This is a genomic window from Roseobacter fucihabitans (assembly GCF_014337925.2).
GTDB classification, from domain to species: Bacteria; Pseudomonadota; Alphaproteobacteria; order Rhodobacterales; family Rhodobacteraceae; genus Roseobacter; species Roseobacter fucihabitans.
Window position 1 is genome coordinate 1,589,219 of record NZ_CP143423.1, and the last position, 24,936, is coordinate 1,614,154.

21 protein-coding genes are annotated in these 24,936 nt (G+C 56.8%); 12 read left to right on the forward strand and 9 right to left on the reverse strand.

Going from position 1 to position 24,936, the window contains the following annotated elements:
* Window positions 1–167: 167 nt before the first annotated feature.
* Window positions 168–1,202 (reverse strand): LacI family DNA-binding transcriptional regulator, encoded by a 1,035-nt coding sequence (locus tag ROLI_RS07810; RefSeq protein WP_187430871.1) that lies wholly within the window; start codon window positions 1,200–1,202, stop codon window positions 168–170.
* Window positions 1,203–1,337: 135 nt separating this feature from the next.
* On the opposite strand from ROLI_RS07810, the gene ROLI_RS07815 reads away from it, so the two are divergent.
* The 3 genes from ROLI_RS07815 to ROLI_RS07825 are packed head-to-tail and all read left to right on the forward strand — an operon-like array spanning window position 1,338 to window position 4,952.
* Window positions 1,338–2,867, forward strand: a complete 1,530-nt coding sequence (locus tag ROLI_RS07815) for a sugar ABC transporter ATP-binding protein (RefSeq protein ID WP_187430870.1) — start codon at window positions 1,338–1,340, stop codon at window positions 2,865–2,867.
* Window positions 2,854–3,876 carry an ABC transporter permease gene (locus tag ROLI_RS07820; protein WP_187430869.1) on the forward strand — a complete coding sequence of 341 codons (1,023 nt, stop codon included), beginning with the start codon at window positions 2,854–2,856 and terminating at the stop codon, window positions 3,874–3,876. The genes ROLI_RS07815 and ROLI_RS07820 overlap by 14 nt, the downstream gene beginning before the upstream one ends.
* A 26-nt stretch (window positions 3,877–3,902) precedes the next feature.
* Window positions 3,903–4,952 carry a substrate-binding domain-containing protein gene (locus ROLI_RS07825; protein WP_187430868.1) on the forward strand — a complete coding sequence of 350 codons (1,050 nt, stop codon included), beginning with the start codon at window positions 3,903–3,905 and terminating at the stop codon, window positions 4,950–4,952.
* A gap of 913 nt (window positions 4,953–5,865) precedes the next feature.
* Here the strand turns inward: ROLI_RS07825 and ROLI_RS07830 are convergent.
* Entirely contained in the window at window positions 5,866–8,616 is a 2,751-nt protein-coding gene (locus ROLI_RS07830; RefSeq protein WP_262386561.1) for a methyl-accepting chemotaxis protein, read from the reverse strand.
* A 179-nt stretch (window positions 8,617–8,795) separates the two neighbouring features.
* Here ROLI_RS07830 and ROLI_RS07835 point away from each other — a divergent pair, with 179 nt between their 5' ends.
* The gene (locus tag ROLI_RS07835; RefSeq protein WP_187430867.1) at window positions 8,796–10,220 is read left to right on the forward strand and encodes a DUF2235 domain-containing protein; all 1,425 of its coding nucleotides are present in this window, start codon (window positions 8,796–8,798) and stop codon (window positions 10,218–10,220) included.
* Window positions 10,221–10,424: 204 nt separating this feature from the next.
* On the opposite strand, the gene iolG is transcribed toward ROLI_RS07835, so the two are convergent.
* The 5 genes from iolG to iolD are packed head-to-tail and all read right to left on the reverse strand — an operon-like array spanning window position 10,425 to window position 15,942.
* A complete protein-coding gene (iolG, locus tag ROLI_RS07840; protein ID WP_187430866.1) occupies window positions 10,425–11,414 on the reverse strand; it encodes an inositol 2-dehydrogenase in 990 nt (329 codons plus the stop codon).
* Window position 11,415: 1 nt separating this feature from the next.
* Window positions 11,416–12,246, reverse strand: coding sequence for a class II fructose-bisphosphate aldolase (locus tag ROLI_RS07845; protein WP_187430865.1), 831 nt, complete (start codon window positions 12,244–12,246; stop codon window positions 11,416–11,418).
* The gene (locus ROLI_RS07850) at window positions 12,243–13,085 is read right to left on the reverse strand and encodes a 5-deoxy-glucuronate isomerase (RefSeq protein WP_187430864.1); all 843 of its coding nucleotides are present in this window, start codon (window positions 13,083–13,085) and stop codon (window positions 12,243–12,245) included. Before ROLI_RS07850 ends, ROLI_RS07845 begins: the two co-directional genes overlap by 4 nt.
* Before the next feature lie 11 nt (window positions 13,086–13,096).
* Window positions 13,097–14,074 (reverse strand): 5-dehydro-2-deoxygluconokinase, encoded by a 978-nt coding sequence (gene iolC / locus ROLI_RS07855; protein ID WP_187430863.1) that lies wholly within the window; start codon window positions 14,072–14,074, stop codon window positions 13,097–13,099.
* On the reverse strand, window positions 14,074–15,942 hold the full coding sequence (gene iolD, locus ROLI_RS07860) for a 3D-(3,5/4)-trihydroxycyclohexane-1,2-dione acylhydrolase (decyclizing) (protein WP_187430862.1): 1,869 nt from the start codon (window positions 15,940–15,942) through the stop codon (window positions 14,074–14,076). The genes iolC and iolD overlap by 1 nt, the downstream gene beginning before the upstream one ends.
* 123 nt (window positions 15,943–16,065) lie before the next feature.
* On the opposite strand from iolD, the gene ROLI_RS07865 reads away from it, so the two are divergent.
* The 3 genes from ROLI_RS07865 to ROLI_RS07875 are packed head-to-tail and all read left to right on the forward strand — an operon-like array spanning window position 16,066 to window position 19,249.
* The gene (locus ROLI_RS07865; RefSeq protein WP_187430861.1) at window positions 16,066–17,160 is read left to right on the forward strand and encodes a Gfo/Idh/MocA family protein; all 1,095 of its coding nucleotides are present in this window, start codon (window positions 16,066–16,068) and stop codon (window positions 17,158–17,160) included.
* 28 nt (window positions 17,161–17,188) lie between these two features.
* The gene (locus ROLI_RS07870; RefSeq protein WP_187430860.1) at window positions 17,189–18,082 is read left to right on the forward strand and encodes a sugar phosphate isomerase/epimerase; all 894 of its coding nucleotides are present in this window, start codon (window positions 17,189–17,191) and stop codon (window positions 18,080–18,082) included.
* 12 nt (window positions 18,083–18,094) lie between these two features.
* Entirely contained in the window at window positions 18,095–19,249 is a 1,155-nt protein-coding gene (locus ROLI_RS07875) for a Gfo/Idh/MocA family protein (RefSeq protein WP_187430859.1), read from the forward strand.
* Here ROLI_RS07875 and ROLI_RS07880 read toward each other — a convergent pair.
* Entirely contained in the window at window positions 19,242–20,240 is a 999-nt protein-coding gene (locus tag ROLI_RS07880; RefSeq protein ID WP_187430858.1) for a LacI family DNA-binding transcriptional regulator, read from the reverse strand. The genes ROLI_RS07875 and ROLI_RS07880 overlap by 8 nt on opposite strands.
* Before the next feature lie 186 nt (window positions 20,241–20,426).
* On the opposite strand from ROLI_RS07880, the gene ROLI_RS07885 reads away from it, so the two are divergent.
* The 5 genes from ROLI_RS07885 (at window position 20,427) to ROLI_RS07905 (ending at window position 24,469) form a co-directional block, all read left to right on the forward strand.
* Window positions 20,427–21,377: a sugar ABC transporter substrate-binding protein gene (locus ROLI_RS07885; RefSeq protein ID WP_187430857.1), complete on the forward strand. Its 951-nt coding sequence runs from the start codon at window positions 20,427–20,429 to the stop codon at window positions 21,375–21,377.
* 85 nt (window positions 21,378–21,462) lie between these two features.
* The gene (locus ROLI_RS07890; RefSeq protein WP_187430856.1) at window positions 21,463–22,575 is read left to right on the forward strand and encodes an ABC transporter permease; all 1,113 of its coding nucleotides are present in this window, start codon (window positions 21,463–21,465) and stop codon (window positions 22,573–22,575) included.
* A 1-nt stretch (window position 22,576) separates the two neighbouring features.
* Window positions 22,577–23,356, forward strand: coding sequence for an ATP-binding cassette domain-containing protein (locus ROLI_RS07895; protein WP_187430855.1), 780 nt, complete (start codon window positions 22,577–22,579; stop codon window positions 23,354–23,356).
* 304 nt (window positions 23,357–23,660) lie between these two features.
* The gene (locus ROLI_RS07900; RefSeq protein ID WP_222869584.1) at window positions 23,661–24,125 is read left to right on the forward strand and encodes a hypothetical protein; all 465 of its coding nucleotides are present in this window, start codon (window positions 23,661–23,663) and stop codon (window positions 24,123–24,125) included.
* Window positions 24,126–24,127: 2 nt separating this feature from the next.
* On the forward strand, window positions 24,128–24,469 hold the full coding sequence (locus ROLI_RS07905) for a hypothetical protein (RefSeq protein WP_187430853.1): 342 nt from the start codon (window positions 24,128–24,130) through the stop codon (window positions 24,467–24,469).
* Window positions 24,470–24,530: 61 nt separating this feature from the next.
* Here ROLI_RS07905 and ROLI_RS07910 read toward each other — a convergent pair whose 3' ends face one another.
* The gene (locus ROLI_RS07910) at window positions 24,531–24,935 is read right to left on the reverse strand and encodes a hypothetical protein (RefSeq protein WP_187430852.1); all 405 of its coding nucleotides are present in this window, start codon (window positions 24,933–24,935) and stop codon (window positions 24,531–24,533) included.
* Window position 24,936 lies beyond the last annotated feature (1 nt).

A 24,936-nucleotide genomic window follows, 5' to 3' on the forward strand; every position in this document is an offset into this window, starting at 1 on the left:
AAGACTCCTTTGGGAAACACAAATCAATTCAGATTAAACGCAAACCGCTTTAAGGCTGAGGTGGTCTGACCACCGCCAGGTCGGACATGCTATTGTAGCACAGCAGCAAATTTATATCCCGGCTTACTAAGGCGGATTATGAATTCTGCGGGTCGCGCCGTGTTATATCACAAGACAACGGGGCGCACCGTTGCGCCGGGGATGAGATGAAAGCCAATGTCGCGGCAGGCGGCGACCGGCTCGCCAGAAAGGCGCGCGATCATCATTTCCGCCGCGGCCTGTCCAAGCTTCAGATGCGACACATGCACGGAGGTCATCCGTTTCTTTAGAACCGAGGCGATGGCCAAATCGCCCCATCCCGCGATGCCCATATCGCCTGGAACATCCAACCCTTTTTGCTCACAATATTGCAGCCCCCCGAAAGCCATTGAATCGTTTTGATAAAATATGCATTCTACCGCACCGTCCGAGGCCAGCAGTTGTTCGGTTCCATAAAATCCAGGGTAATAACTGGCCGTGTCATGCAGGCAAAGCTGCTTCATGACCCTGCCGCCACCATCCTGCACCGCCTTGGTAAACCCATCGAGCCTTGCGCTGGCCGCGTTTGCGGTGTCATGCGAGGTGCCGACAAACCCGAGGGCGCGATACCCGCGACCGATCAAGAACCGCCCGACGTCAAAGCCGCAATCAAAATGGTTGATCCCGACGCTCATATCGAGCGGGCTGGAGTTCAAATCCCAGATTTCCACAACAGGGATGCCCGCATTGCGCAACATATCATGGGAACGGGGCGAATGGGATCGGCCCGTCAGGATCAACCCGGCGGGTTGCCAGGACAATACGGTCCGTATCCAGTTCTCTTCTTCCTGAGCCGCGTGTTGCGTCAGGCCCAGAACGGTTTGATGCCCAAATGAGCCCAGCTTGCGATCGATGCCTTCGAGCACCTGGGCAAAAACCTCATTCCCCAGATCCGGAATGGATACCCCGACGAACGTCGAGTTCTGATCCCCCGCAAAAACGCTCGCCAGCCGGTTGGGCAGATAGCCGAGCTGGTCGGCCTTGGCCATGACTTTGGCTTCGGTCTTTTTGGAATACCCGCCATCCCCGCGCAGCACGCGGCTGGCGGTCATCTTGGACACACCCGCCGCCCTGGCAACTTCGGACAGGTTAATCTTGCTGGTCTTACCTTGCTTTTCGTCCATTCGGTGACAACCTACGTTACCGGTAACTTTGTGCTTGACACGTTCGGCCTTTGGCGGCGAGCATGGCACAACGTTACGGGTAACTCAACTTCCTTCGATCTTGCCCGGACGTCGGTATCGCGTTTGGGGGCACGCATGACTGAAAAGCTGCATATGGGTTTGTTTTTTGACGGGATCGACAAGCATTTTGGCGGGACCTATGCACTGAAAGACGTCTCCCTATCGGTGGGGCGCGGTGAGATCGTCGCGCTTTTGGGCGAGAACGGTGCCGGTAAATCCACTCTGATCAAGGTGTTGGGCGGCATTTATCAGCCCGACAGCGGACGGATGTTGATCGATGGTTTGACCTATCAACACCGGCCTGCGGGTTTTGGCGAACGCCAGAAGGTCGCGTTTATCCATCAGGACCTCGGCTTGATCGAGTGGATGACGGTGGCGGAAAACATTGCTTTGGCGTTGGGATATTCGAGACGTGGGGGGCTGATCCTTTGGCGTGACGTGGAGGAGTTCGCCGTTGCCGCGCTCGCAAAAGTCGATTGCGATTTTGATCCCACGACCCGCGTTGAGGACCTCACACGGACCGAAAAGTCACTTGTCGCCATTGCGCGTGCGCTTGCCGTTGACAGCGAGTTTCTGGTGCTCGATGAGCCGACCGCTTCGCTGCCAGCCGACGAGGTTGAGCGCCTGTTCAAGGCGTTGCGCCCGTTGCGCGCGCGCGGTGTCGGGATGATCTATGTCAGCCACCGCCTTGATGAAATTTTCCAGATTGCCGACCGTGTTGCGGTCTTGCGTGATGGGGTGATGGTTGGCGTGCGCCGTATCGAACACACGACCCCCGAGGAGTTGGTGCAAAAAATCGTTGGGCGCAAAACCCGCGCCACGATCAAATCGCAAACTGCCCCTGAAGACCCCATTTTACGGCTTCAGGATGTGAGCGTCGGGGAGGTCGGTCCGATGAGCATCACGCTGCGGCGCAATGAAATCGTCGGGCTTGTTGGTTTGCGCGGCGCGGGTCACGAGGTCATATCACGCGCGCTGTTTGGGCTGGCGAAACACACCGGCTCGATCACCCTTCTGAACGAAACGCCGGACCTTGGGTCATCACAATCCGCCTTGGATGCGGGCATTGGGTTGATCGCACGCGATCGCACCGAAGAGTCCGTGGCCATGAACCTGACCATCCGGGAGAATACATTCCTCAACCCTGCCGCGATCGGGCGTGGGATTTTGAATCTTTTGTCGTCCGGCAAGGAAGCGAAAAGGGCGGCACAAATCGGTGCCGATCTGGGGTTGTCGCCAAATGATCCTAGCCTCGCCATTGAGGCGCTTTCCGGGGGCAATCAACAAAAGGTCGTGATCGGGCGCTGGTTGGCGACGGGGCGCAAGCTGTTGATCTGCGAGGACCCGACGGCGGGGGTGGATGTTGGCGCGAAATCGGAAATCTATGCGCTGCTCAATCGTGCATTGGAGCAGGGGGTGGGTATTCTGGTGGTCTCCACCGATTTCGAAGAGATCGCAACCATTTGCCACCGGGCCATTGTTTTTAGCCAGGGCAAGCTGGTTGAGGAGCTGACAGGCACGCGGTTATCGACGGAAAACCTCATTCAATCGGCCTCCGCCGGCAACATCGCCCCGCAAAAGGAGCATGCACATGCAGTCACTTGAATCCGGTGCTTTGGAGCCAACACGCGCCGAATTGCAGGGCCTCAGCCGCAGCAGAAAACTCCTGAGATTGCTGCCAACCTATGGCCTCGTCATCCTGACGGTTCTGTTGATCGTGCTGTTTTCGATCCTGTTGCCCAACACCTTTCCGACCATGCTGAACCTGCGCGCCATCGTATCGGACAAGGCGATCATTGCGCTCCTCTCGCTGGGGGCGATGATCCCAATGGCTGCCGGGCGCATTGATCTGACTGTCGGATACGGCATCGTGCTGTGGCACATCCTCGCCATCAGTCTGCAAACGATGATGGGCCTTCCCTGGCCGATTGCGGTGGCGGTCGTTCTCGTGCTCGGCGCTGTTGCTGGTTTTCTCAACGGCCTGCTGGTTGAGGTTGCTAAGATCGATAGTTTCATCGCGACACTTGGGACGGGCACGGTGCTCTATGCGCTCGCGCTTTGGCACACCGGCGGGCGGCAAATGGTTGGCGTCTTGCCAGATGGGTTCTACGCGCTGAACACCACGTTTGTTTTTGGCCTGCCGATCACCGGATATTACCTGATCGCGATCACCATCGTGATGTGGATCGTGCTCGAATATACGCCGGTGGGGCGATATCTTTACGCCATCGGGGCCAATCAGCGCGCCGCCCAACTCAACGGCATCCCGACACGCAAATATGTCATCGCCGCTTTCGTGGCTTCTGGCACACTTACGGCACTGGCGGGCGTGTTGCTGGCGGCGAAATTGCGTATTGGGCAGGCCTCAGTGGGGCTTGAATTTCTGCTGCCCGCGCTGGTGGGCGCGTTTCTGGGGTCAACGACGATCAAGCCAGGGCGCGTGAATGTCTGGGGCACAATCGTTGGTGTTGCCATTTTAGCCGTCGGAATATCCGGCATCCAGCAGTTTGGCGGCTCATTCTGGGTCGAGCCGCTGTTCAACGGCGTCACATTGCTGATCGCGATCGGCATTGCAGGCTATGCACAGCGTCGTAAGGGTGCAAACAAGCGCTGAAACAACCATGAAACCGGGAGGAAAACATGAAGAGACGAACAGTTATAAGGACCTTATTGGCCAGCACTCTGATCGCAAGCTTTGCCGTGCCATCGCTTGCAGAGACGGCCTTTGACGGACCCACGTCGGGGCCGAAAGCCGCCGAAGGTAAAACGATTGTGGTGCTTGCCGCAGATCTGAAAAACGGTGGCGTTCTTGGCGTCACAAACGGTGTCGAAGAAGCTGCCGATGTCATCGGCTGGGATATCCGGGTCCTTGACGGGGCCGGTTCGGTACAGGGTCGCACCGCGGCGATCGGGCAGGCGATGGCTTTGCAACCTGACGGTATCGTCATAAACGGCTTTGATGCGGTGGAACAACAGGCCGCCCTGGAAGGGGTGGTCGCGGCAAACATCCCCATGGTGGCATGGCATTCCGGTCCGAAAATCGGCTGTGATGCCCCCGGAGGTATCTTTGCCAATGTCTCCACGGATGCGATGACCGTGTCCGAAGTTGCGGCAAAATGGGCGATTGAGGACGCAGGCGAAGACGTTGGTGCCGTGATATTCACCGATTCTACCTATCAGATTGCCATCGACAAGGCAGATCGTATCAAGGAAACCATCGAGGCGATGGGCGGTACGGTTCTGGAATATGTCGACACACCAATTGCGGATACATCCACGCGGATGGGCCCATTGACGACCAGTTTGTTGCAGAAACATGGGGCAAGCTGGACGCATGCATTGGCGATCAACGATCTCTATTTCGACTTCATGGGACCGGCACTTGCAGCCGCTGGTATCCCCGGTGATGGCGCGCCGAAAGCGGGTTCGGCAGGGGATGGATCAGAGGCGGCATTTCAACGGATTAGAAGTGGGCAATATCAAACCATCACTGTTGCCGAACCGCTGAACCTGCAAGGCTGGCAGCTGGTGGATGAATTGAATCGTGCCATTCAGGAGGAGCCTTGTTCGGGTTACATTACGTCGCCGGCTCTGGTGACGACGGAGGGCTTGGCCAAACTCGGCGATAGCAACTCCTTTGATCCTGATAGCCCCTATCGTGCAGCCTATTCTGAGATATGGGGTAAATAGCTTTGGGGCGGCGGACCATTTTTTGGTTCGCCGCTTCAGGTTGAGTTGTTCCGCGCGCGCGATGCATGAAAACAATGAAGGCGCGCCATCCGGCACCTATTTGGAGTGGGCGCAACCTCTAGTCTTTGTGATCATAAACAAGTCGTTCCAGCACTTGCGAGGTGAGGGTAATTTGCTGAAATACGGGCTGTTTTGAAACCAGAGCTAAAGCGGGGTGTGCAGATGTGGTGCTGATTGAACCTGCGCAACTGGGAATGCAGAGCAAAACAAATGAGATCCGGTCGTTAGTCTAGCCACGAGCAGGCACCGGTATTTTTCCGCTTCAAACATCGCGCAATTGTCGCAAGGATGAACCTGAGAAGGGCGGGCTGGCGCAAACTCAGGACTTCGGCGTGACCGAACCTAAACAAGCCCGAAACCGGCGCCTACACGGCGTCGTGAATTGATAGCACATGCAACTTCGACCAGATCAATGGCAGTGAGGTATATCGGGAGTTTAATTTCGCGGATTTTTCGAGCCTGTGACCATGCACGATCCGCTTAACCGCTAATTTCTACATCAAGCACCCAAAATGGAAGATTAAATGATTGAGGAAGTTTGTGGTTTTGGATTGCTTGCGGGCGCGTTTTGAGCTCAAATCATTATCTCTTCGAAGAGCCGCACCGTCCACATTTTAGCTTGCTGAAAAGAGGACGGTGTCAGATCACATCGAAACTAATTCGCTTTAGTTCACAAGAATGGACTTGGTCCAATGATGACTTCAACATTGAGCGATAGGTCGCTTATCCGAAACCTGAGGTCGGAAGTGCCGATATTCGTTTGTTACGTCCGTCTTATATATAATATAAAATTGGGGTTTTCATTTTACCCATTCGGCCTTATCAAATTTGTCTTTATCAGAATTTCCAACGTCTAAAACTCATTCCACCCAGTATATGCATCGGCACCGACGGCTTTTTCGGGGATGGCTCGGATAGCGGATTGTTGTTTCGCCGGTTCTGGTTTTTTGATTTGTACCACATTTTTTTCTTCCTGGATCTGAAAACGCGACGTCGCTTTGCGCAGATCTTGAGCTTCTTTTGCAAGTACGTGGCTTGACGCAGTGACTTCCTCGAACGCAGCCGCTTGTTTTTGAGTATTGCTGTCGATCTGAGTGACCGCCGAAGTAATTTCGCTGATCCCTGCGGATTGTTCTGAAATGGCGGTTGTCACTGAGTCGACGCTTTCTGAAATGTTCACGACGGTCTTTGCAATGTTTTCCAGAGAGTCCTTTGCACTCGCAACATTTGTGACGCCCTCCGCCACGGCTGTATCGCTTTGCGTGATAACTTCGGCGATTTCCTTTGCTGCGTTGCTCGCTCTTTGTGCTAATTGGCGCACCTCAGAGGCCACGACCGAGAAGCCGCGTCCCGCGTCGCCAGCGCGCGCAGCTTCAACACCTGCGTTCAACGCCAGCAGATTGATTTGGAAGGAGATGTCGTTGATTACACCGATAACGCGGGATATTTCTTTCGAACCATCTGCAATACGATCCATTGACATCGCGGCCTCAGCAGCGATGATCTCGCTGTCTGACGCTGTTTTTCGAGCCTCTTTAGCGCTTGTGCTCACCCCGGCAATATTGGCGCTGACCTGCTTGATGCTGGCCGACAACTCCTCAAGGGCTGCAGAGGTTTCTTCGACAGAGGCAGCATTTTGTTCCGCTTGGCGCGAAAGCGAATCCGCCGTTTGCTGCAATTCACCAGACGATCCCGACAGGGTGGCACCACTTTCCGAAATTTCTCCGATCAAAGTGGTGAGCGAGTCGAGCATCTCATTTACGTTGCCCTGAAGGTCGGCAAAGGAACCTTGAAAATTGCCTTCCATCCGCTCCGTCAGATCACCTTTTGCGACGCGTGCCAAAAGTGCGCCGGTCTGAGACAGCCCGTCATCTACGGCCTCCATCAGCATGTTGATGTTCTGCGCCAGCTCGATCAAAGTTTCATCCGCGAAATCGGATGCAACGCGGCTTGAAAACTTACCGGCAATCGCGTCGTTTACGACCTCGCCGAAGGAGCTTCCCAGGTTGCGCATCATTTCCGCGCGCTCTTGGGCCGCAATCTGGTCGGCTTCTTCCTTTTCTCTGGCCATTTCGATTTCGCGCTGAGCGGATTTCTCCCGCTCGGCGTTCAATTCCGTCATCTTTTCAGTCGCTGCTTTCTGTTCTTCATTCATTTTTTCGATACGCAATGCATTCTGCCTGAACACCTCGGCCGCGCGGGCAAGTTCACCGATTTCATCCTGGCGCTCGGTTTCAGGCACTTGGGCTTCGGTCGCGCCATTTGCCACTTCGTTCACTGCGTTCGTCAATGTTTGCAGCGGGCGGGTAATGCTGCGGGACAATAAGATCGAGATGAAAAGCGCGATTGCAAAGATCGCAACTGAAACAATGATCGCAATCTTCAGAGCCCGCTGAAGACCAGCAAAGAGTTCAGCGTTATCTTGATGAAGCACATAAACCCAGCGCGCGCCGAGAAACTCCAAAGGGATTTGATAACCAAGAACATCTTCTCCTGTGTGCGAAATAACGTCAAAGCTGCCTTCTTTCTGCCCGGCAAGCCCATGGGTGATGACGTCAAGATCAACAGATGTCTCCAGGATGTCGTTGACCTCGGAGCGGCGGGTATCAGTTCTCATGATACCGTCAAGCCCCACAAGATAGCCATCCGCCGTTTCTCCAAGGCCTTCCAGGTCATTCGCGGCGTGGTTTAAATGCTCAATCGGCATTTGATAGGCCAGTACCCCGAGCAATGTGCCCTGTTCATTAAAAACGGGCCGGGAAATGAAGGCTGCGGGGGCCATGAAACTGGGTGCATAGGGCGCAAAGTCAATGAAAGCTGGGGGATCATCAGGTGTGAGGTTTATAGCACCCCGGAAAGCCTCGCCCAGGCCAGATTCACTCCATTTGCCCGTCAGGATGTTGGTTGCAAAATCGTTTTCCTTGAAGACGCTGTAGACCAGATTTCCCTCCGTATCGAAAAGAAACACATCATAGTAGCCCATTTGTTGGCGCAGCGCCTCGAAGGAAGGATGGTAAACGGCGTGAATAAATCCGTAACTGGATCCGGTATCCGCTTTGACCAGTTGGTTTTTTTCACCCAGAGGAAATTCGCTTTCGGTAATGTAGACGCGGCGCAACACTTCTTCGGGGTTCTCGAGTGCGTTATAGCCATCTGCAAGTGCAATCAACGCCTGACTGGTTGATGGTGCATTGGCGCGTATGTAGATTTCACGTTCAATGCCTTCCAGCAATGATATTACTCGTTTCGACTTCAACTGAGCAATGCCCTCCAGCTTTTCATTGGCACTTGCGTTGACGGTATTTTTTTTAGAAGCAACGTTGGTGATCGTAAGTGTGATGATCGTCAGGGCGACCAAAAGTGTCATGACCGCCGGGAGCTTTACGCCAATTCGAATGGCGCTGATTGACTTTGGCATCAAGAGCTTCCTTTTAAAAACCAGAGATGTCACAGGACTTCCAGAAATGCCCGCCGCGGTCATTTCCATTGTCGCTGCAACCTTGTTAGTCACGGGCATTAGACGGAAAATATTATCATTTTCTGAATCCGGATGAAGGCCGCCCGTGACATTCATTAAAATGCGCAAAGCTACGACCAGGCGCATGACCGTGACGTAGTCACAGAGAAAACGAGGGATCGGACCCTATCGGATCGCCAAACATGCCGTTTCCGCCCCTACACCAGCTTTGCGTGTCTCACAGCTTGACCCAAACGCCATTGTTCATTTGACCCTTAGGGCCTGAGCGTCAATATTCATCCCTAACTGAATTTCATGGGGCTGTTATGCCAAAAAACATTCTTATTTTTTCGGATGGTACGGGGCAGCTTGGCGGCATGCGCCCGGATCAGCGTCTTTCGAACATCTATAAAATGTATCGTGCGATGCGACCGGGGCCAACATCACCCATCAGCCCTTTTGAACAGGTCTGTTTTTATGATCCGGGTTTGGGCACGGGGGAATCCGGGAGATCAAGTCTCAAACGATTGCGCGACGCGGTTTCCGCAGCCCTTGGCACGGGGATCGATGAAAACGTTATCGATTGCTATGAGAAGATCATTTCCTATTACGAGCCGGGAGACCGGGTGTTGCTGTTTGGGTTTTCGCGCGGCGCTTATACCGTCCGGGCGGTTGCAAATGTCATGAACCTCTGTGGTATCCCGACCGCGATGCCGGATGGGACGCCCGTGCCACGCCACGGAGACAGGTTGCGCAAGATCGCCAGCGATGCCGTGAATTTCGTGTATAATCACGGAAATGGGTTTTCGCGCGGGCAGGAGCCTTATTTCAGCCGGCGTGAAGAGTTGGGGCGCAGGTTCCGCCGTAAATACGCCAGTTTCATACCGGGTGCGGCTGAGGATGTCCAAGGCAACGTGCAACCCCATTTCATCGGCGTTTTCGACACAGTTGCAGCTCTTGGAAATGGGATCGTCCTCGCGGCTGCGCTGAGCGGAATTGTGGTATTGGTCCTGGCGCTGATTGGTGTGATCCTGGCGGGGCTGCATTGGGGGGGTGTCGGGGTCCTTGGTGCGGCTTTGGCGTTGATCCTGTATCATTATGCAAAGCTGCGGTGGTCTCAATTCAAGTATTTTTCGCCTGACCCGGAGCGACCGTTGAAGGTAACGAGATTGCGCGATTGGGCGGGTATCTGGAGACATGGCCATCACGCGGTCTGGAACCGAAGGAATTACGATAAATGGCTGGATTCGGACGTTCAATTTGCCCGCCACGCGCTTGCAATCGACGAAAACCGCCGCGACTTCCCACGGGTCAAATGGGGCATGGCTTCCGAGGCCAGAAAGACCACAGGGCGCAAGCCTGCATGGCTCAAACAGATGTGGTTTTCCGGTTGTCACAGCGATGTCGGTGGCAGTTATCCCGAACCGGAATCGCGGCTTAGTGATATTGCTCTGGGCTGGATGGTTGAAGAGCTGCGCGATTGCGTACCGCAGGTGCAGATCAATGAACAGATGCTTCACGTGAGCCCGGATCCGATGGGAATGCAACATGCGGAGACCTTTGTCTTTCGTTTCTGGCGGTTTACGAAAAAATGGCCGGTGAAACCGCGTATTGTTGATGCCGGGTTTCCGCTGCATCCCTCCGTCTTGACGCGGCTGAATGCTGAAGCGGTGTCGCACTCTGGTGAGATGAAACCTTATAGGCCTGCCCAACTGAAGGCCCACCCGGAGATGAAACAGTTTTATGAGTGAGCTTTCAAAAAGGGTGCCTCGGGGCGTGTCGATGCCCGTTTTGCGCAGGTGTCCTCAGGTCTTGGAGGGAAGCGACGCAGGGTCACGGACGGTTGGATAATTGCGCTCATCGCATCACGACCAGGACGGTCAATGAGAGGCACCGCCTTGGTTCCACACCACGCCCATATTGCAATGCACCGAAAGCGCTGTCACGTCAGAGGCTTACGCGATTTTTATGACGGTATTCTCTGCAAGAGACTGCGCGGCGGCATCCGCAAGGACCTGAGCGTGCAGCCCATCGCGAATACCCGGCAGGATTGGTTCACCCGCCGCGACGCTTTTTACAAAATGCCCCAATTCAGCCCGATAGGCTGCCGCGTAGCGTTCCAGAAAGAAATGCTGGGCGGGAGCTTTTTGGAAGCCATGGTGCGTGGCAATCTCAACGGTATTTTCGAGCATATTTTCCGCGCGCAGCAGGCCCTTGGAGCCATGCACCTCAATGCGCTGATCATAGCCGTAGGTGGCACGGCGCGAGTTGGAAATCTGGCAAATCTTACCGCAAGCCGTACTCAAAGTCACAGCGGCGGTATCCACATCCCCTACGACGCCGATGTCGGGGTCCACCAGCGCGGCACCAACGGCATAAACGCTGACCGGTTCCGCGCCCAATAAGAAACGCGCCATATCCAGGTCATGGATCATCATGTCGCGGAAAATGCCCCCGGAGCTTTTGATATAGCTGAGCGGTGGCGGGGCGGGATCGCGCGACAGGATCGTGACGATTTCCACATCCCCGATGTCGCCCTGCATGATGCGGGCGTGAAGCGCGGCGAAATTGGGATCAAACCGGCGGTTGAAGGCGGTCATGAAGGGCACGCCCGCCGCCTCAACCATCGCCATGCAGGTTCGGATACGGTCGGCGGACATATCCACCGGCTTTTCGCAAAAGATGGCTTTACCCGCTTGCGCGGCGGCATGGATCAGGTCGAAATGCGTATCCGTCGGGGTGCCGATGATCACCGCATCCACATCCGCGCTGGCAATCAGCGCCTCGGGCGACAAGACCTGCGCACCGGTATTCGCGGCCAGCGCCTCCGCGGGTTCGACAAAGGCATCGGCCACTGCGGTCACTCTTGCAGCGTCGATCTGGCTGATCGAGCGCGCGTGAACCTGTCCGATGCGCCCGCACCCCAAAATCCCGATGTTCAGCATGTCATGCTCCTTTGAACCCTTTCAAAACCGTGCGTGTGGCCGCGACCAGCGGGTCATGGGTGTCCTTGAGGATCGCCACGCGGTCAAAACGGTCGGGATCGCTGTTTATCGCCACGCGCAGGGCCGCACCGAAGGCCATCCGCAATTCGGTGCCGATGTTGAATTTGCACACAGACGAGCTGCGTGACAGCAGGCGGCGTTGTTCCAGCGGCACGCCGGAGCCACCGTGAATGACCAGCGGCACGGTTGTCACCGCCTCGATAGCGCGGATGCGATCCAGATCGAGCCCGCCTTCCTTATCTTGCTGCAAATGCACATTGCCGACCGATATGGCCATGGCATCCACACCCGTGTCGCGCGCAAATTCTGCGGCCTCTTCCGGGTCCGTCCCGGCGGAGGATTCACCCCCCGCATAACCGACAAAACCGATCTCGCCCTCACAGGAAACGCCCGCCTTATGCGCCATTTCGGCAATGGCTGCGGTTTGCGCGATGTTCTGAGCCAGCGGCTTGCGCGACCCGTCAAACATGATGGAGGTAAATCCGCTCTCAATCGCGATTTTGCACTCTTCAATCGTATAGCCATGATCCAGATGCGCCACCACGGGCACGCTGGCCAATTCCGCCAGATGCCGGAACATCGCCCCCAGGATCGGCAAGGGTGTGTGCGCTCGACAGGACGGGCCGGCTTGCAGGATCACGGGGACTCCCTCGGCTTCTGCGGCGGCCACATAGGCGCGCATATCTTCCCAGCCCAAGGTCACCAAACCGGCCACTGCATGGCCGTTTTTCAGAGCGGGTTGGAGCACATCCGCGAGGGTCGCCAGTGTCATTTGAACTTCGCTACCATATCCATGATGCCCGGAATGGTGTGGAGTTGTTCAGCATGTGTGGGCTGAAAATATTGCTTCAGGCTGCGCTGTGACAAACCGCCCAGAATGGTGAAATAATACATCTCATAGCCCGGCAAAACGGCGCAAGGGTGATAGCCCTTGTCGATCATGATCGTTGACCCATCGACGATGTGATAGGCATCCCCGGCTCTACCTTCCTCGCGCTGCAACATCTGCACGCCCGAGCCGTAGTTCGGTTTGAATCGGAAATTATACGTTTCGTCATGGCGGGTTTCTTCAGGCAAACGGTCCGTGTCATGTTTATGCGAGGGAAAGCCAGACCAGCCGCCTTGGCCCACGGTATAAAGTTCGCTGACCAGCAAACGGCCAACCTTGTCGTGATGGCTCGCGCCAAGGATATGTTTGATTTTACGATGGGTTTTTGTGTCATCCGAGCCGTATTGCACCTTGTCGAGCCCGTCTGCGCGCACGTCAAACGGCTCCAGCACCTTGTCATATTTCGCGCCCGCAATGAAGGTTTCGGTGGCATCGCTCAGGCAGGTGATGCGCACCCGCGCGCCCACAGGGACGTAAACGCCTTCGGGCTCGCCATCCCAGACATCGACCGTGCGATTGCCCAGTTTCGCAAAAGCCGCGCCCTCCACATCGACATCCACAGTACCCGTCGCAGGCACGATGCAGGTCTCATATCCGGGCACAGCATATTCAAACACTTCACCCTTCCTGAGCTTCACGATATTGAAGTAATTGAGCGGTACAAGGTCGTGATCCGCACCGACAATCGGTTTGTTCTGGTTGTCATAAGGCGCAATATGCATGGCGTTTCCTTTTAGCTCTCTGTGGGGCCGGGGTGTGTGGCCAGAAAATCTTCGAGGCCCTTGGTGTCGGGCATGGCGGGGGCGCAGCCGGTTTTTGCGACCACGATAGAGGCGCAGGCAGACCCGCGCAAAACGGCGTCTTTCATCGCGCGCCCCTCGGACAGTCCAGCCAGAAAACCGGCCATAAAACTGTCGCCCGCCCCGGTGGGCTTGACCGCTTGGACCGGATAGATACCGGTGCGCAATTCCGTGCCATCCGCAAAGGTGATCGCGCCCGCGTGACCCATTTTATAGATCACAATCGCCGCCGTTGTCGCGGCCAAGGCACGCGCCTTGTCGAGGCCCTTGTCGATGTCGCCTGCCATGAAGCCGAACTCTTCGTCATTGCCGACGATGACGTCCGACAGGGCACCGGCACGTGACAACACATCTTCGGCAACCTCGGGGGTGGGCCAGCTATAGGGGCGGTAATCCACGTCGAAAATGATCGGCAGGCCTGCGGCGCGCGCCAGTTCAAAGGCGCGGAACGCGGCAGAGCGGGAGGGTTCAGCAGCAAAGACCGTTCCAGCCGTGATCAAAGCGCCAAAGCGGGTGTAATCCACGGCTTCGACATCGTTTAGGTTCATTTGGAAATCAGCGGCATTATTGCGATAGATCACGCTTTGATGGTTGTCGACGCGCGTTTCATATACCGCGAGCGATGTGCGTTCCTCGCCGCTGATGCGCGACACATAGGTGCGCTCGACGCCGTAGCGATCCAATTGCCCCTCGCAATACCAGCCCACCGCGTCATCGGAAACGGACGTCACAAGTGCAGCCTTGCAGCCCAGTTTCACCAGCCCAGCGGCGATATTGGCGCTGCTGCCGCCCATGCCCACGACCATGGTTTCAGCATCGCGCGTGGAGGTGCCCGCAGGCTCGGGGCACAGGTCCATGCCGACGCGCCCAACCACCAGAAAGTTACGCTGTGCGATCCCCTCAAGCGTCATCACACGCCCTTTCGCTGTTTGTCACGGCTGGCTTCCCAATCTTTGTGCGCCGCCGTCACCTTGGGGTTGTCGCTGACATGGGGCGTGCCGACCTCCCACCAGGTGTGGCCCTGCGTGGTCCAACCATCATAGGCGTCCACCTTCATAACGATTACATGGGTGCGCGGGCTGGCCTTGGCGCGCTTGAAGGCTTCGCCTAATTCGGCGGGGCTGGAGACCGTTTCGGCAATCGCACCCTGCGCTGCCGCATGGGCTTCAAAATCCACGCCAAAGGGTTCCGGAATGGTCGGGCAATCCGCGATCAGATTGTTGAAGCTTTCGTTGCCGGTGTTGTTTTGTAACTTGTTGATCACTGCAAAACCGCCATTGTCGAGCACAAGAATGATCAATTTCTTCTGGCTGAGCACCGAGGAATAGATATCAGAATTCAACATCATATAAGACCCGTCGCCGACAAAGACGATGGTATCCTTATCCGCCTCGCGCTCCACCTGGGCGATCCTTGCTCCCCAGGCCCCGGCGATTTCATAGCCCATGCATGAGAAGCCAAATTCCACATCCACCGTCCCAAATCCCAAGGTGCGCCAATTGGCGGTGACTTCGGCGGGTAACCCCCCGGCGGCGGCAACCACCCGGTCGCGCGGATCGCATAGCGCGTTCACCACGCCAATCGCCTGCGCATAGGAATTAGGCCGATTGCCATGCGCCACGTTGTCGGCGACATAAGCGTCCCATTTCACGCGTTCTGATTGCGCAAATGCCACCCAATCGGGGGGTGTTTTGTATTCGAGGCCTTTTGCCATCGCCAAAAGGCTGGTTATCGCGTCCCCGACGATGGGCAAAGAGCGGTGTTTTGCAGCGTCATGGCGGGCTGCATTGAGTGAGATGATGCGCGCATCCTTGGCAAAGGCCGTCCAGGAGCCTGTCGTGAAATCCTGTAGGCGGGTGCCGACGGCAAGGATCACGTCTGCGGCCTCGGCGATGGTATTGGCGCTGTCTGATCCCGTCACGCCGATGGGTCCGATGTTGAGCGGATGATCGTTCAGCAGGTTGGCCCGACCGGCAATGGTTTCAACGACCGGGATGTGATGCGCCTCAGCAAATTGCGTCAACTCAGCCACCGCGCGGGAATATTGCACGCCCCCCCCGGCGATGATTATCGGGCGTTTGGCGGATTTCAGCAGCTCAACCGCATCCGCGATTTCCGCCGGATCAGGGGTCAGCCGCCGGATACGGTGCACCTTCTTCTCAAAGAAAACAGCTGGATAGTCATAGACCCACCCCTGTACATCCTGCGGCAGGCCCAGGAAGGCTGGGCCGCAATCCGCCGGATCGAGCAGGGTCGCAAGGGCGGCGGGCAGCGATTGGATGATTTGTGCGGGATGCGTGATCCGATCCCAGTAGCGCGACACGGGCCTGAAGGCGTCATTCACGCCCAAGGTCGGATCGCCAAAGTTCTCCATCTGTTGCAACACCGGGTCGGGCAGGCGGGTCAGAAACGTATCGCCACACAGCAAAAGCATCGGCAGGCGGTTGGCATGCGCCAATGCCGCCGCCGTCAACAGGTTCGACGTGCCCGGACCGGCGCTGGCCGTGCAAAACATGAACCGCTGGCGCAGCCATTGTTTGGTGTATCCGGCGGCGGCAAACCCCATGCTCTGTTCGTTCTGCCCGCGAAAAAGCGGCAATGCGTCCTGAACGCCATAGAGAGCCTCGCCAAGACAGGTAACATTGCCATGCCCGAAAATGCCAAAGCCGCCGCCACAAACGCGCATTTCCGCACCGTCAACTTCAATAAACTGATTGGCCAGCCAGCGAATGGTGGCCTGCGCCGTAGTCAGGCGAAGGGTGTCTGATGTGGATGTCATTGAGCCAAGGCCTCCTCAGAAAATTCGACAGGCGGATAAAACCATCTTGCGGGATTTCGAATCCCACGATACTGATTTTGCAACCGGTTGCAAATTGAATTTCCAAATAGGGGGAAGCCCACAGTGCCTCAGATCGGAATTGGTATCCTTGGGGGTGGCTACATGGGCAAGGCCCATGCGGTGGCCATGTCTGCGGTTGGCGCGGTGTTCAATACGACGTTGCGTCCGAGATTGGAAATGGTCTGCGCGTCCTCGAGGTCGAGTGCTGATACATATCGCGAGGCCTATGGGTTTGAGCGCGCAACGGGCGATTGGATGGAACTGGTCGACGACCCGCGGGTCGAGGCGATTATCATCGCATCGCCACAAGAAACACACCGTGCGGTGGCCGAAGCCGCTTTCAAACTCGGCAAGCCTGTGTTTTGTGAAAAACCACTGGGGGCATCGCTTGAAGACAGTGCCGCGATGGTCGCTGCCGCACAAGCTGCGGGCGTGGTCAACATGGTCGGGTTCAATTACATTCGCACCCCGGCCAGCCAGTTTGCCCGCCAGTTGATCGCACAAGGCGACATTGGCGATATCACCTGGTTTCGCGGTGAGCATACTGAGGATTTTTACGCCGATCCCGACACGCCCGCGACCTGGCGCACCCAGGGTCGCGCCAATGGCACAATGGGCGATCTGGCCCCGCATATGGTCAATGCGGCGCTGGCCTTGATGGGGCCGGTCACGCGGGTCATGGCCGAGATTGAAACCGTCCATAAAACCCGTCCGGGCGGTGCAGTCGATAATGATGACCACGCGCAGATGATGTGTCGTTTTGCCAATGGAGCGATGGGGCAGATGTATTTCAGCCGCATCGCCACGGGGCGCAAGATGGGCTATGCCTATGAAATATCGGGCACAAAAGGTGCTATTCGGTTCGATCAGGAAGATCAGAATGCGATCTGGCTTTACCGGATGGAGGGACCTGAAGCGGGGCGCGGGTTCACCAAGATTCTGACCGGTCCGGCGCATCCCGATTATCTGCCGTTTTGCCAGGGACCCGGGCATGGGACGGGCTATCAGGATCAGATCATCATTGAGGCGCGTGATTTTCTGCACGCGATTGAAACGGGCGAAAACCTCTGGCCCACGTTTCAGGATGGGCATGACGTGAATTGTGTGATTGATGCGGCATTTCGCTCGGCGCGGGCACAATCCTGGCAAAATATTTAATCGGTATAGGCGGAGGAAAGGTCTCCAGATGACAATCAGAATTGGCAATGCACCCTGCTCGTGGGGGGTCGAATTTGCGGATGATCCGCGTAACCCGTCTTGGCAATCGGTGCTCAAGGACTGCGCGGCGGCGGGGTATAAGGGCATCGAACTGGGGCCTGTGGGCTTTATGCCGGAAGACCCGGCAATTTTGGGCGATGCACTGGCCGAAAACGGTCTTGAATTAATCGGTGGCGTGGTGTTTCGCCCGTTTCATGAGGTCGAGGCCTGGGCGGATGTGCTGGATGGTGCGACAAGGACCTGCAAGGCGCTGAGCGCGCATGGGGCGCGGCATCTGGTGTTGATCGATTCGATTTCACCGCGCCGAGCGCCGACCGCTGGTCGTGTGTCTGAGGCGGAACAGATGGAGGCCGCGGAATGGGCCGCCTACCGCGACCGGATCGCAACAATCGCGCGGATGGGAGCGGAGGAATATGGCCTGAGCGTGGGTATTCACGCCCATGCTGGGGGCTTCATCGATTTTGAACCGGAACTGGAACGCTTGCTGGATGAGGTGGATGAAAACATCCTGAAAATTTGCTTTGATACCGGGCATCATTCCTACGCGGGTTTTGATCCGGTTGCCTTTATGAAACGGCATATAACGCGCATTTCCTATATGCATTTCAAGGATATTGACCCGACCGTCAAAGCGGATGTGATCGCCAAGCGAACCGGATTTTATGATGCCTGCGGGCAGGAGATTTTTTGCAATCTGGGGCAGGGGGATGTTGATTTTCCCGCTGTGCGTCAGGTGTTGCTTGATGCGGGGTTTGAGGGCTGGTGCACGGTTGAGCAGGATTGCGATCCGATGCTGGACCCTGACCCCGTTGGGGATGCCCGGGCGAACCGTGAATATCTTGAATCTATTGGTTTTAAATAAGGAAACCGGCGTATGCAAAAACTGAACTGGGGAATGATCGGGGGCGGTGAAGGCAGCCAGATCGGACCGGCGCATCGCCTTGGTGCGGGGCTTGATGGCGCGTTTGATTTCGTTGCGGGGGCGTTGGATCACCGTCCCGAGGCGGGGATCACATATGGGCAACGCATGGGGCTCGCAGATCGTGCCTACGGGAGTTGGCAAGACATGCTGGCGGGGGAAACGGCGCGCCCAGACAGGGTGGATCTGGTCACGGTGGCCACGCCTAATGCGACCCATTTCGAGATCACCAAGGCGTTCCTGGAAAACGGGTTCAACGTGCTTTGCGAAAAGCCGATGACCATGACCGTGGAGGAGGGCGAGGAGATTGTTAAACTCGCGCGATCCACGGGTAAAATCTGCGCGGTGAACTACGGTTATACCGGCTATTCTCTGGTGCGTCACATGCGGGCGATGGTGGCGCGCGGCGACATCGGTAAGGTGCGACTGGTCAAGGCGGAATTCGCCCATGGCCATCACGCGGATGCGGCGGATGCGGATAACCCGCGCGTGCGCTGGCGCTATGATCCGGCACAGGTCGGGGTGTCCGCGCAATTTGCCGATTGCGGGATACACGCGATGCATATGGCGTCTTTTGTCTGCGGACAGGAAGTCACGCGCCTCAGCGCAGACACGGTGTCCTGCATTGATGTCCGTGTGCTCGAAGATGACGCTATGGTCAATTTCCGCATGGATGGTGGGACTGTCGGGCGGTTGTGGACCTCCTCCATTGCACTAGGGCGTCAACACGGTTTGACTCTGCAAGTGTTTGGCGAAACCGGCGGGTTGCGTTGGGCGCAGGAGCAGCCCAATCAGCTGTATCACATGCCGCTGAACGGGCGTTTGCAGGTCATTGAGCGCGGTGAAGGCAACCTGTCCCCGGAAGCGGATCGCACGAGCCGTGTCACGGTCGGTCATGCTGAGGGCATGCCACTGGCCTTTGCCAATATCTACAGCGATCTGGCCGAAGCGATCCGCGCGCAAAAGGAAGGCAGCCCCATGGACCCGGCCGCAAACCTGTACCCGCGCGCCGAAGATGGGTTGCGGTCCATGGCCGCCGTTTACGCCGTCGCGGCGTCGGGCCAGCAAGACGGCGCGTGGCTTGACGCGCGCCCGCCGATGTTCAGATAAGGGGACGCAATGTCCCCCGCTCCACCACGGAGCAGGGGAAGATGCGCGCCTCCGGGTAGCGGTCCGGCTCATCCAGCATGGCGACCATCAGCTCTATGGAAGACGTCACGATTTGCTGGATGGGCTGGTGGATCGTGGTCAGATTGATGTTCTGCCAACGCGCCATTTCCATGTCGTTCAACCCGATGATGCCAATGTCACCCGGCACATTCAGATGGCTGTCCTTGATCGCGGATAAGACCCCAATGGACAGAACATCATCGCCACAAAAATAGGCCTCTGCCGGATCAGATTTGAGCAACCGTAGCATTTCGGTGCGGCCGGCATCGAATGAATAGGCCTCTGCAAAAGAGGAGCTGCTGTCGATTTCCGGCATCGTCTTGAGGACTTCAAAAAACCCGGCGAAACGGTCCTGCGTTGAGGTCGCATTTTCCGGCCCGCCCAGAAACGCCAGTTTGCGGTAACCGCGCGCGATCAACGTGCGGGCGGCCATGCGCCCACATTCGACGTTATCGATCCCGACGACATGCACCTGCGGCGCACTGGAAGAGCGCCCGAAACTATGCACCACCGGCACACCGGCATCCCGAAAGGCGCGCGCAAAATCAGGCAACAGCGTCGAGGAGGCCACGACGACCCCGTCCACGGAATATTGCCGCAGCATCCGCACGGAGGCGTCCGGGTCGGTTTCATCGGTCAAATTGACCAGCAACGGGCGCAGGCCCCGATCCTGTAATCCGCGCGTAAAAAGATCAAACACCTGGAGGAAAATCGGGTTGTGGAAGTTATTGGACACCAGTCCGATCAGTTTTGTGCGCCCGGTGGTCAGTGAGGAGGCCAGCGCATTCGGGCTATAACCAAGTTCCTTGGCGGCTTTTTCGACCTTGCGGCGCATTTTTTCGGACACGGACGCCCCATCGGTAAACGCGCGCGATACCGCCGAGCGGGAAACGCCGGCGCGTTCTGCAACCTCTTTCAACGTGATGGCCATGTTCGTTCTATCCGTTCATTGCGGTGTTCTGGGCCTGTTGTCTTGCGATAGGCTGCCCAGAGTATGAATTTCAAAGGGTATTTTTGCAACCGGTTGCAAAAAATATTAAGGTATGCTTATCATGAGTCGTAAAGGCGGCAGAGGTCGCACTTTTGCCATGAGAACGATAATCCTTGGGAGGAAAACATGACATCACTGATGAAGAAACTGGTGCTGGCCACAGCCATTGTCGCCGCACCCTTCGTAACCGCCACCAGCGCGGCCGCTGAAGGCGAAAAATACATCCTGGTCAGCCATGCGCCAGACAGCGACAGCTGGTGGAACACGATCAAGAACGGCATCGCGCTCGCCGGAGAACAGATGGATGTCGAGGTTGAGTATCGCAACCCGCCGACCGGTGATCTGGCCGATATGGCGCGCATCATCGAACAGGCGGCGGCGTCCCAGCCAAACGGGATCATCACAACGCTGGCCGATTTTGATGTGCTCAGCGGACCGATCCGAAACGCCGTGGATCAGGGGATCAACGTCATCATCATGAACTCCGGCACGCCCGAACAGGTGCGCGAAGTGGGGGCTTTGATGTTTGTGGGCCAACCCGAATATGACGCGGGACTTGCGGCCGGATTGCGCGCCAAGGGTGATGGCATTGGCAGTTTTGTCTGCGTCAACCACGTGATCTCGAACACGGTTGTCGGTGAGCGATGCCGCGGGTTTGCCGATGGGTTGGGCGTGGATCTGGGCGACAGCATGATCGATTCCGGCCAGGATCCGTCGGAAATCAAAAACCGTGTCATCGCCTATCTCACGGCCAATCCTGAAACGGATGCGATCCTGACACTGGGGCCGACCTCTGCGGACCCCACCATTGCGGCCGTCAAGGAAATGGGCATCGCGGGCGATATCTATTTCGGCACCTTCGATCTGGGCACCGAGATTGTGAACGCGATCAAGGAAGGCATCATCAATTGGGGCATTGATCAGCAACCCTTCCTGCAAGCCTATCTGCCGGTCGTCGTGCTGACCAACTATGACCGTTACGGCGTTCTGCCGGGCAATAATATCAACTCCGGGCCCGGCTTCGTGACCAAAGACGCGCTTGGCAAGGTTGAAGAATTCGCGGGCCAATACCGCTGATTCACACCAACGGGCGGCCCCTGCATGACGCGGGGGTCGCCCCTTCTTTTCCGCTCCCCGACATAAACCCGCAAAGGTCATTCAGATGTCAGATGCCCCCGCAACAGACGAACGCGTCAAGGAAATTTCCGGCCTGCGCAAGGCCCTGATCCGTCCCGAATTGGGCGGGATCGTCGGCACTGTCGCGGTCTTCACCTTCTTCCTGCTCTTTGCCTTTGACAGCGGCATGTTCAACGCCCAAGGCATCATGAATTGGACGGTTGTGTCCGCGCAATTTGTCATCATCGCCGTGGGCGCCTGCCTGTTGATGATCTCGGGCGAGTTTGATCTCAGCGTCGGCTCGATGATCGGTTTTGCCGGCATGATGATCGCCATTTTCGGGGTGACCATGGAATTCCCGATGTGGATGGCGATCCTGATCACCTTTGTGATCTGTGTCGGCTTTGGCGCGCTCAACGGGTATATTGTGGTCAAAACCGGCCTGCCAAGTTTCATTGTCACACTTGCCACGCTGTTCATCCTGCGCGGTTTCACGATCTTCATCCCGCAAACCCTCGAGCGCAAAACCATCATCGGCGGGATTCGCGAGGCAGCAGAGGGCGATTGGCTCGCGCCGCTCTTCGGGGCCAAGATATTTGGTGGCTTTTTCCAAATGCTGGGCGATGCGGGCATTATCGATGTGTTCGAGCGCGGCACACGCCAGGGTCAACCGGTTGTCGACGGTATTCCGATGCTGATCGTCTGGGCGCTGTTTCTGGTGCTGATCGGGCACATTCTGTTGACCCGGACCAAGTTCGGGAACTGGATCTTTGCCGCTGGCGGTGATCCGGAATCGGCGCGCAATTCCGGGGTGCCGGTGGACCGCGTCAAAATCACAATGTTCATGTTCACCGCCTTTTGCGCGACTGTTTTTGCGACCTGTCAGGTCATGGAATTCGGCTCCGCCGGGGCGGATCGCGGGTTGCTCAAGGAGTTCGAGGCGATCATCGCGGTGGTCATTGGCGGCGCGCTGTTGACGGGCGGCTATGGCTCGGTCATCGGCGCGGCTCTGGGTGCGCTGATCTTTGGGGTGGTGCAGCAGGGGCTGTTTTTCGCAGGCGTGGAATCGAGCCTGTTCCGGGTTTTTCTAGGTGTGATCCTGCTCTTTGCGGTGATCCTGAACACCTATATCCGCCGCATCATCACAGGGGAGCGCTAAGATGTCCGATCCAATCATTCAAATGGTGAACATCGAAAAACACTTCGGGCGTGTGATTGCCTTGGCCGGGGTCTCTGTGGACGTCTTTGCCGGGGAATGCCACTGCCTGTTGGGCGATAACGGTGCAGGCAAATCGACCTTCATCAAGACCATGTCAGGTGTGCATAAACCCACATCGGGCGAGATCATCTTTGAGGGCAAACCGCTTGATTTTGCCGATCCGCGTGATGCGATTGCCGCCGGGATCGCCACGGTGCACCAGCATCTGGCGATGATCCCGCTGATGTCGGTTAGCCGCAACTTTTTCATGGGTAATGAGCCGGTGCGCAAAATCGGGCCGATTGATTTCTTTGACCACGCCTATGCCAATCGCGTCACCATGGAGGAGATGCAGAAGATGGGCATCAATCTGCGCGGTCCCGACCAGGCCGTGGGGACATTGTCGGGTGGGGAACGCCAGACCGTGGCCATTGCGCGCGCGGTGCATTTTGGTGCAAAGGTCTTGATCCTGGATGAGCCGACGAGTGCATTGGGCGTGCGCCAGACCGCCAATGTCCTTGCGACCATCGACAAGGTGCGCAAGCAGGGCATCGCGGTGGTTTTCATCACCCATAATGTGCGCCACGCCATGGCGGTTGGTGACAGGTTTACCGTGCTGAACCGGGGCAAGACTTTGGGCACGGCAGAACGCGGCGAAATCACGCCGGAAGAGTTGCAGGACCTGATGGCGGGCGGGCAGGATATGGTTGCGCTTGAGGGGTCGCTCGGGGGGACGGTCTGAGCCCAACGGGAGGGGCGCAAGACATTTGCGCTTTGACACCCAAAGGTGGCTCAACGACAAACGGATTACCGGGGCAAGCCTCGCCGATCACAGAGTCGACCATCCGAAAATCGCGATCCATGAAGGTTGCGACCCTGCATTCGTGCCAGCGAGCGGGGCGGTTTTGACCCCTTCAAAACGCGAGCCTTGACACAAATGCCTGTGTGTTCTCTTTTAGGTAGCATCCAAACTTATATTTTTTGGAAAGATTTCAGATCGCATCGCCCTTATTTTATAGCGGTGCAAAGCACGTTGGAGGTATTGCGTGATGAACTCCCTGCGGCTGCCGATTCATATTTTATGGATTTTCGGGCTGGCATTCATGGTATTGGCCGGCTGTGAGAGGCTGGCGGATCCTTACTCTGCGGAAGCCTACAAACAGGCGACATCGCTCAAGGCGCGCAGTTTGGCGTTGGTGGCCAAAGGCACCGAACCCTATTCCAAACACGAGCAGATGGCGGATGCCTTGCTGATCGATGCCGCATCGGCTTTTGAATTTGCCAAGGGGCGCGGCAAGGAGGCGTCGCAAACCGCCGCCAAACAATGGGCCATCATCGTGGATCCCAATGGCGGATCGCTGGGCGATTTTGTGGCGCAATGGCGCAAGGCACCCAACCAGCGCATGGGGCAGTTTTTCGTGGATGAATTCTCGGAAATCCTAAGCGTTCAGTTCGACCGCATCATTGAATTGGAAACCGGTCGTAGATCGACCAGCAGCGGGGAGGGTTGAGCATGCCAGACTTAGAGGATGCATGGGATGTATTTGGAGCAACGGTGCAAAAAGGTGCCGGTGATCTGGCCAAGAACCTGTTTTCGGACTGGCAGGAACCGGCCAAGCAGGATGCGGCGGAATTCATCGAACTAGCGCGCGACAAGCTGCCCAAATGGACCAGGGCCCTGGCGCAGGGGCATTTGAGCAAAAATGAGTTCAGTCTGTTGCTGAGAAGTCTGGAAGGGCTGGCCGAGCTGAACGCGCTCAAGGCGAAAGGTATTGCAAAACAGAAGCTTGAACAATTCCGTATGGGTTTGATCAGCATAGTCGTCAATGCAGCACTTGCCACTGTCGGGTTGTGAACGGGGGCGCGCTGATCTCACGTCCTATTGGATCGCATCGCCGGTCATGCGGGCGCGGTGATCACTCGCTGGCGTGTGTCAAAATCGCCGGGTCCAAATCATACCGTTCAAGCCAGTCCATCGCGGGCATATCCGTGGAGCCAAAATCGAATTCGACCAATGCACCGCCATCTTTGGTATCTAACAGAGCGCAAAAATCATTGTTTTCATACGGTGCTGGGAGGCCTGTGGGTGCCACGACAAGGGGGGTACCATCAGGGTCGGTCACCGTGCCGCATATGAAACGCCAATTCTCAAACCTGCCGCGAAAATCGACGTCGATCGCCACAGGTCGCTCAAGCTTACCGGAGGCCGCGTTTTCAATCAGCGTCTCCAAACTGGCCGGGGACCGGTTGATCCACCACAACAGGAGGGCCGAAAACACGACCACTGAGATCAAAAGCAAGGGTTTCTGCGATAACGTCATG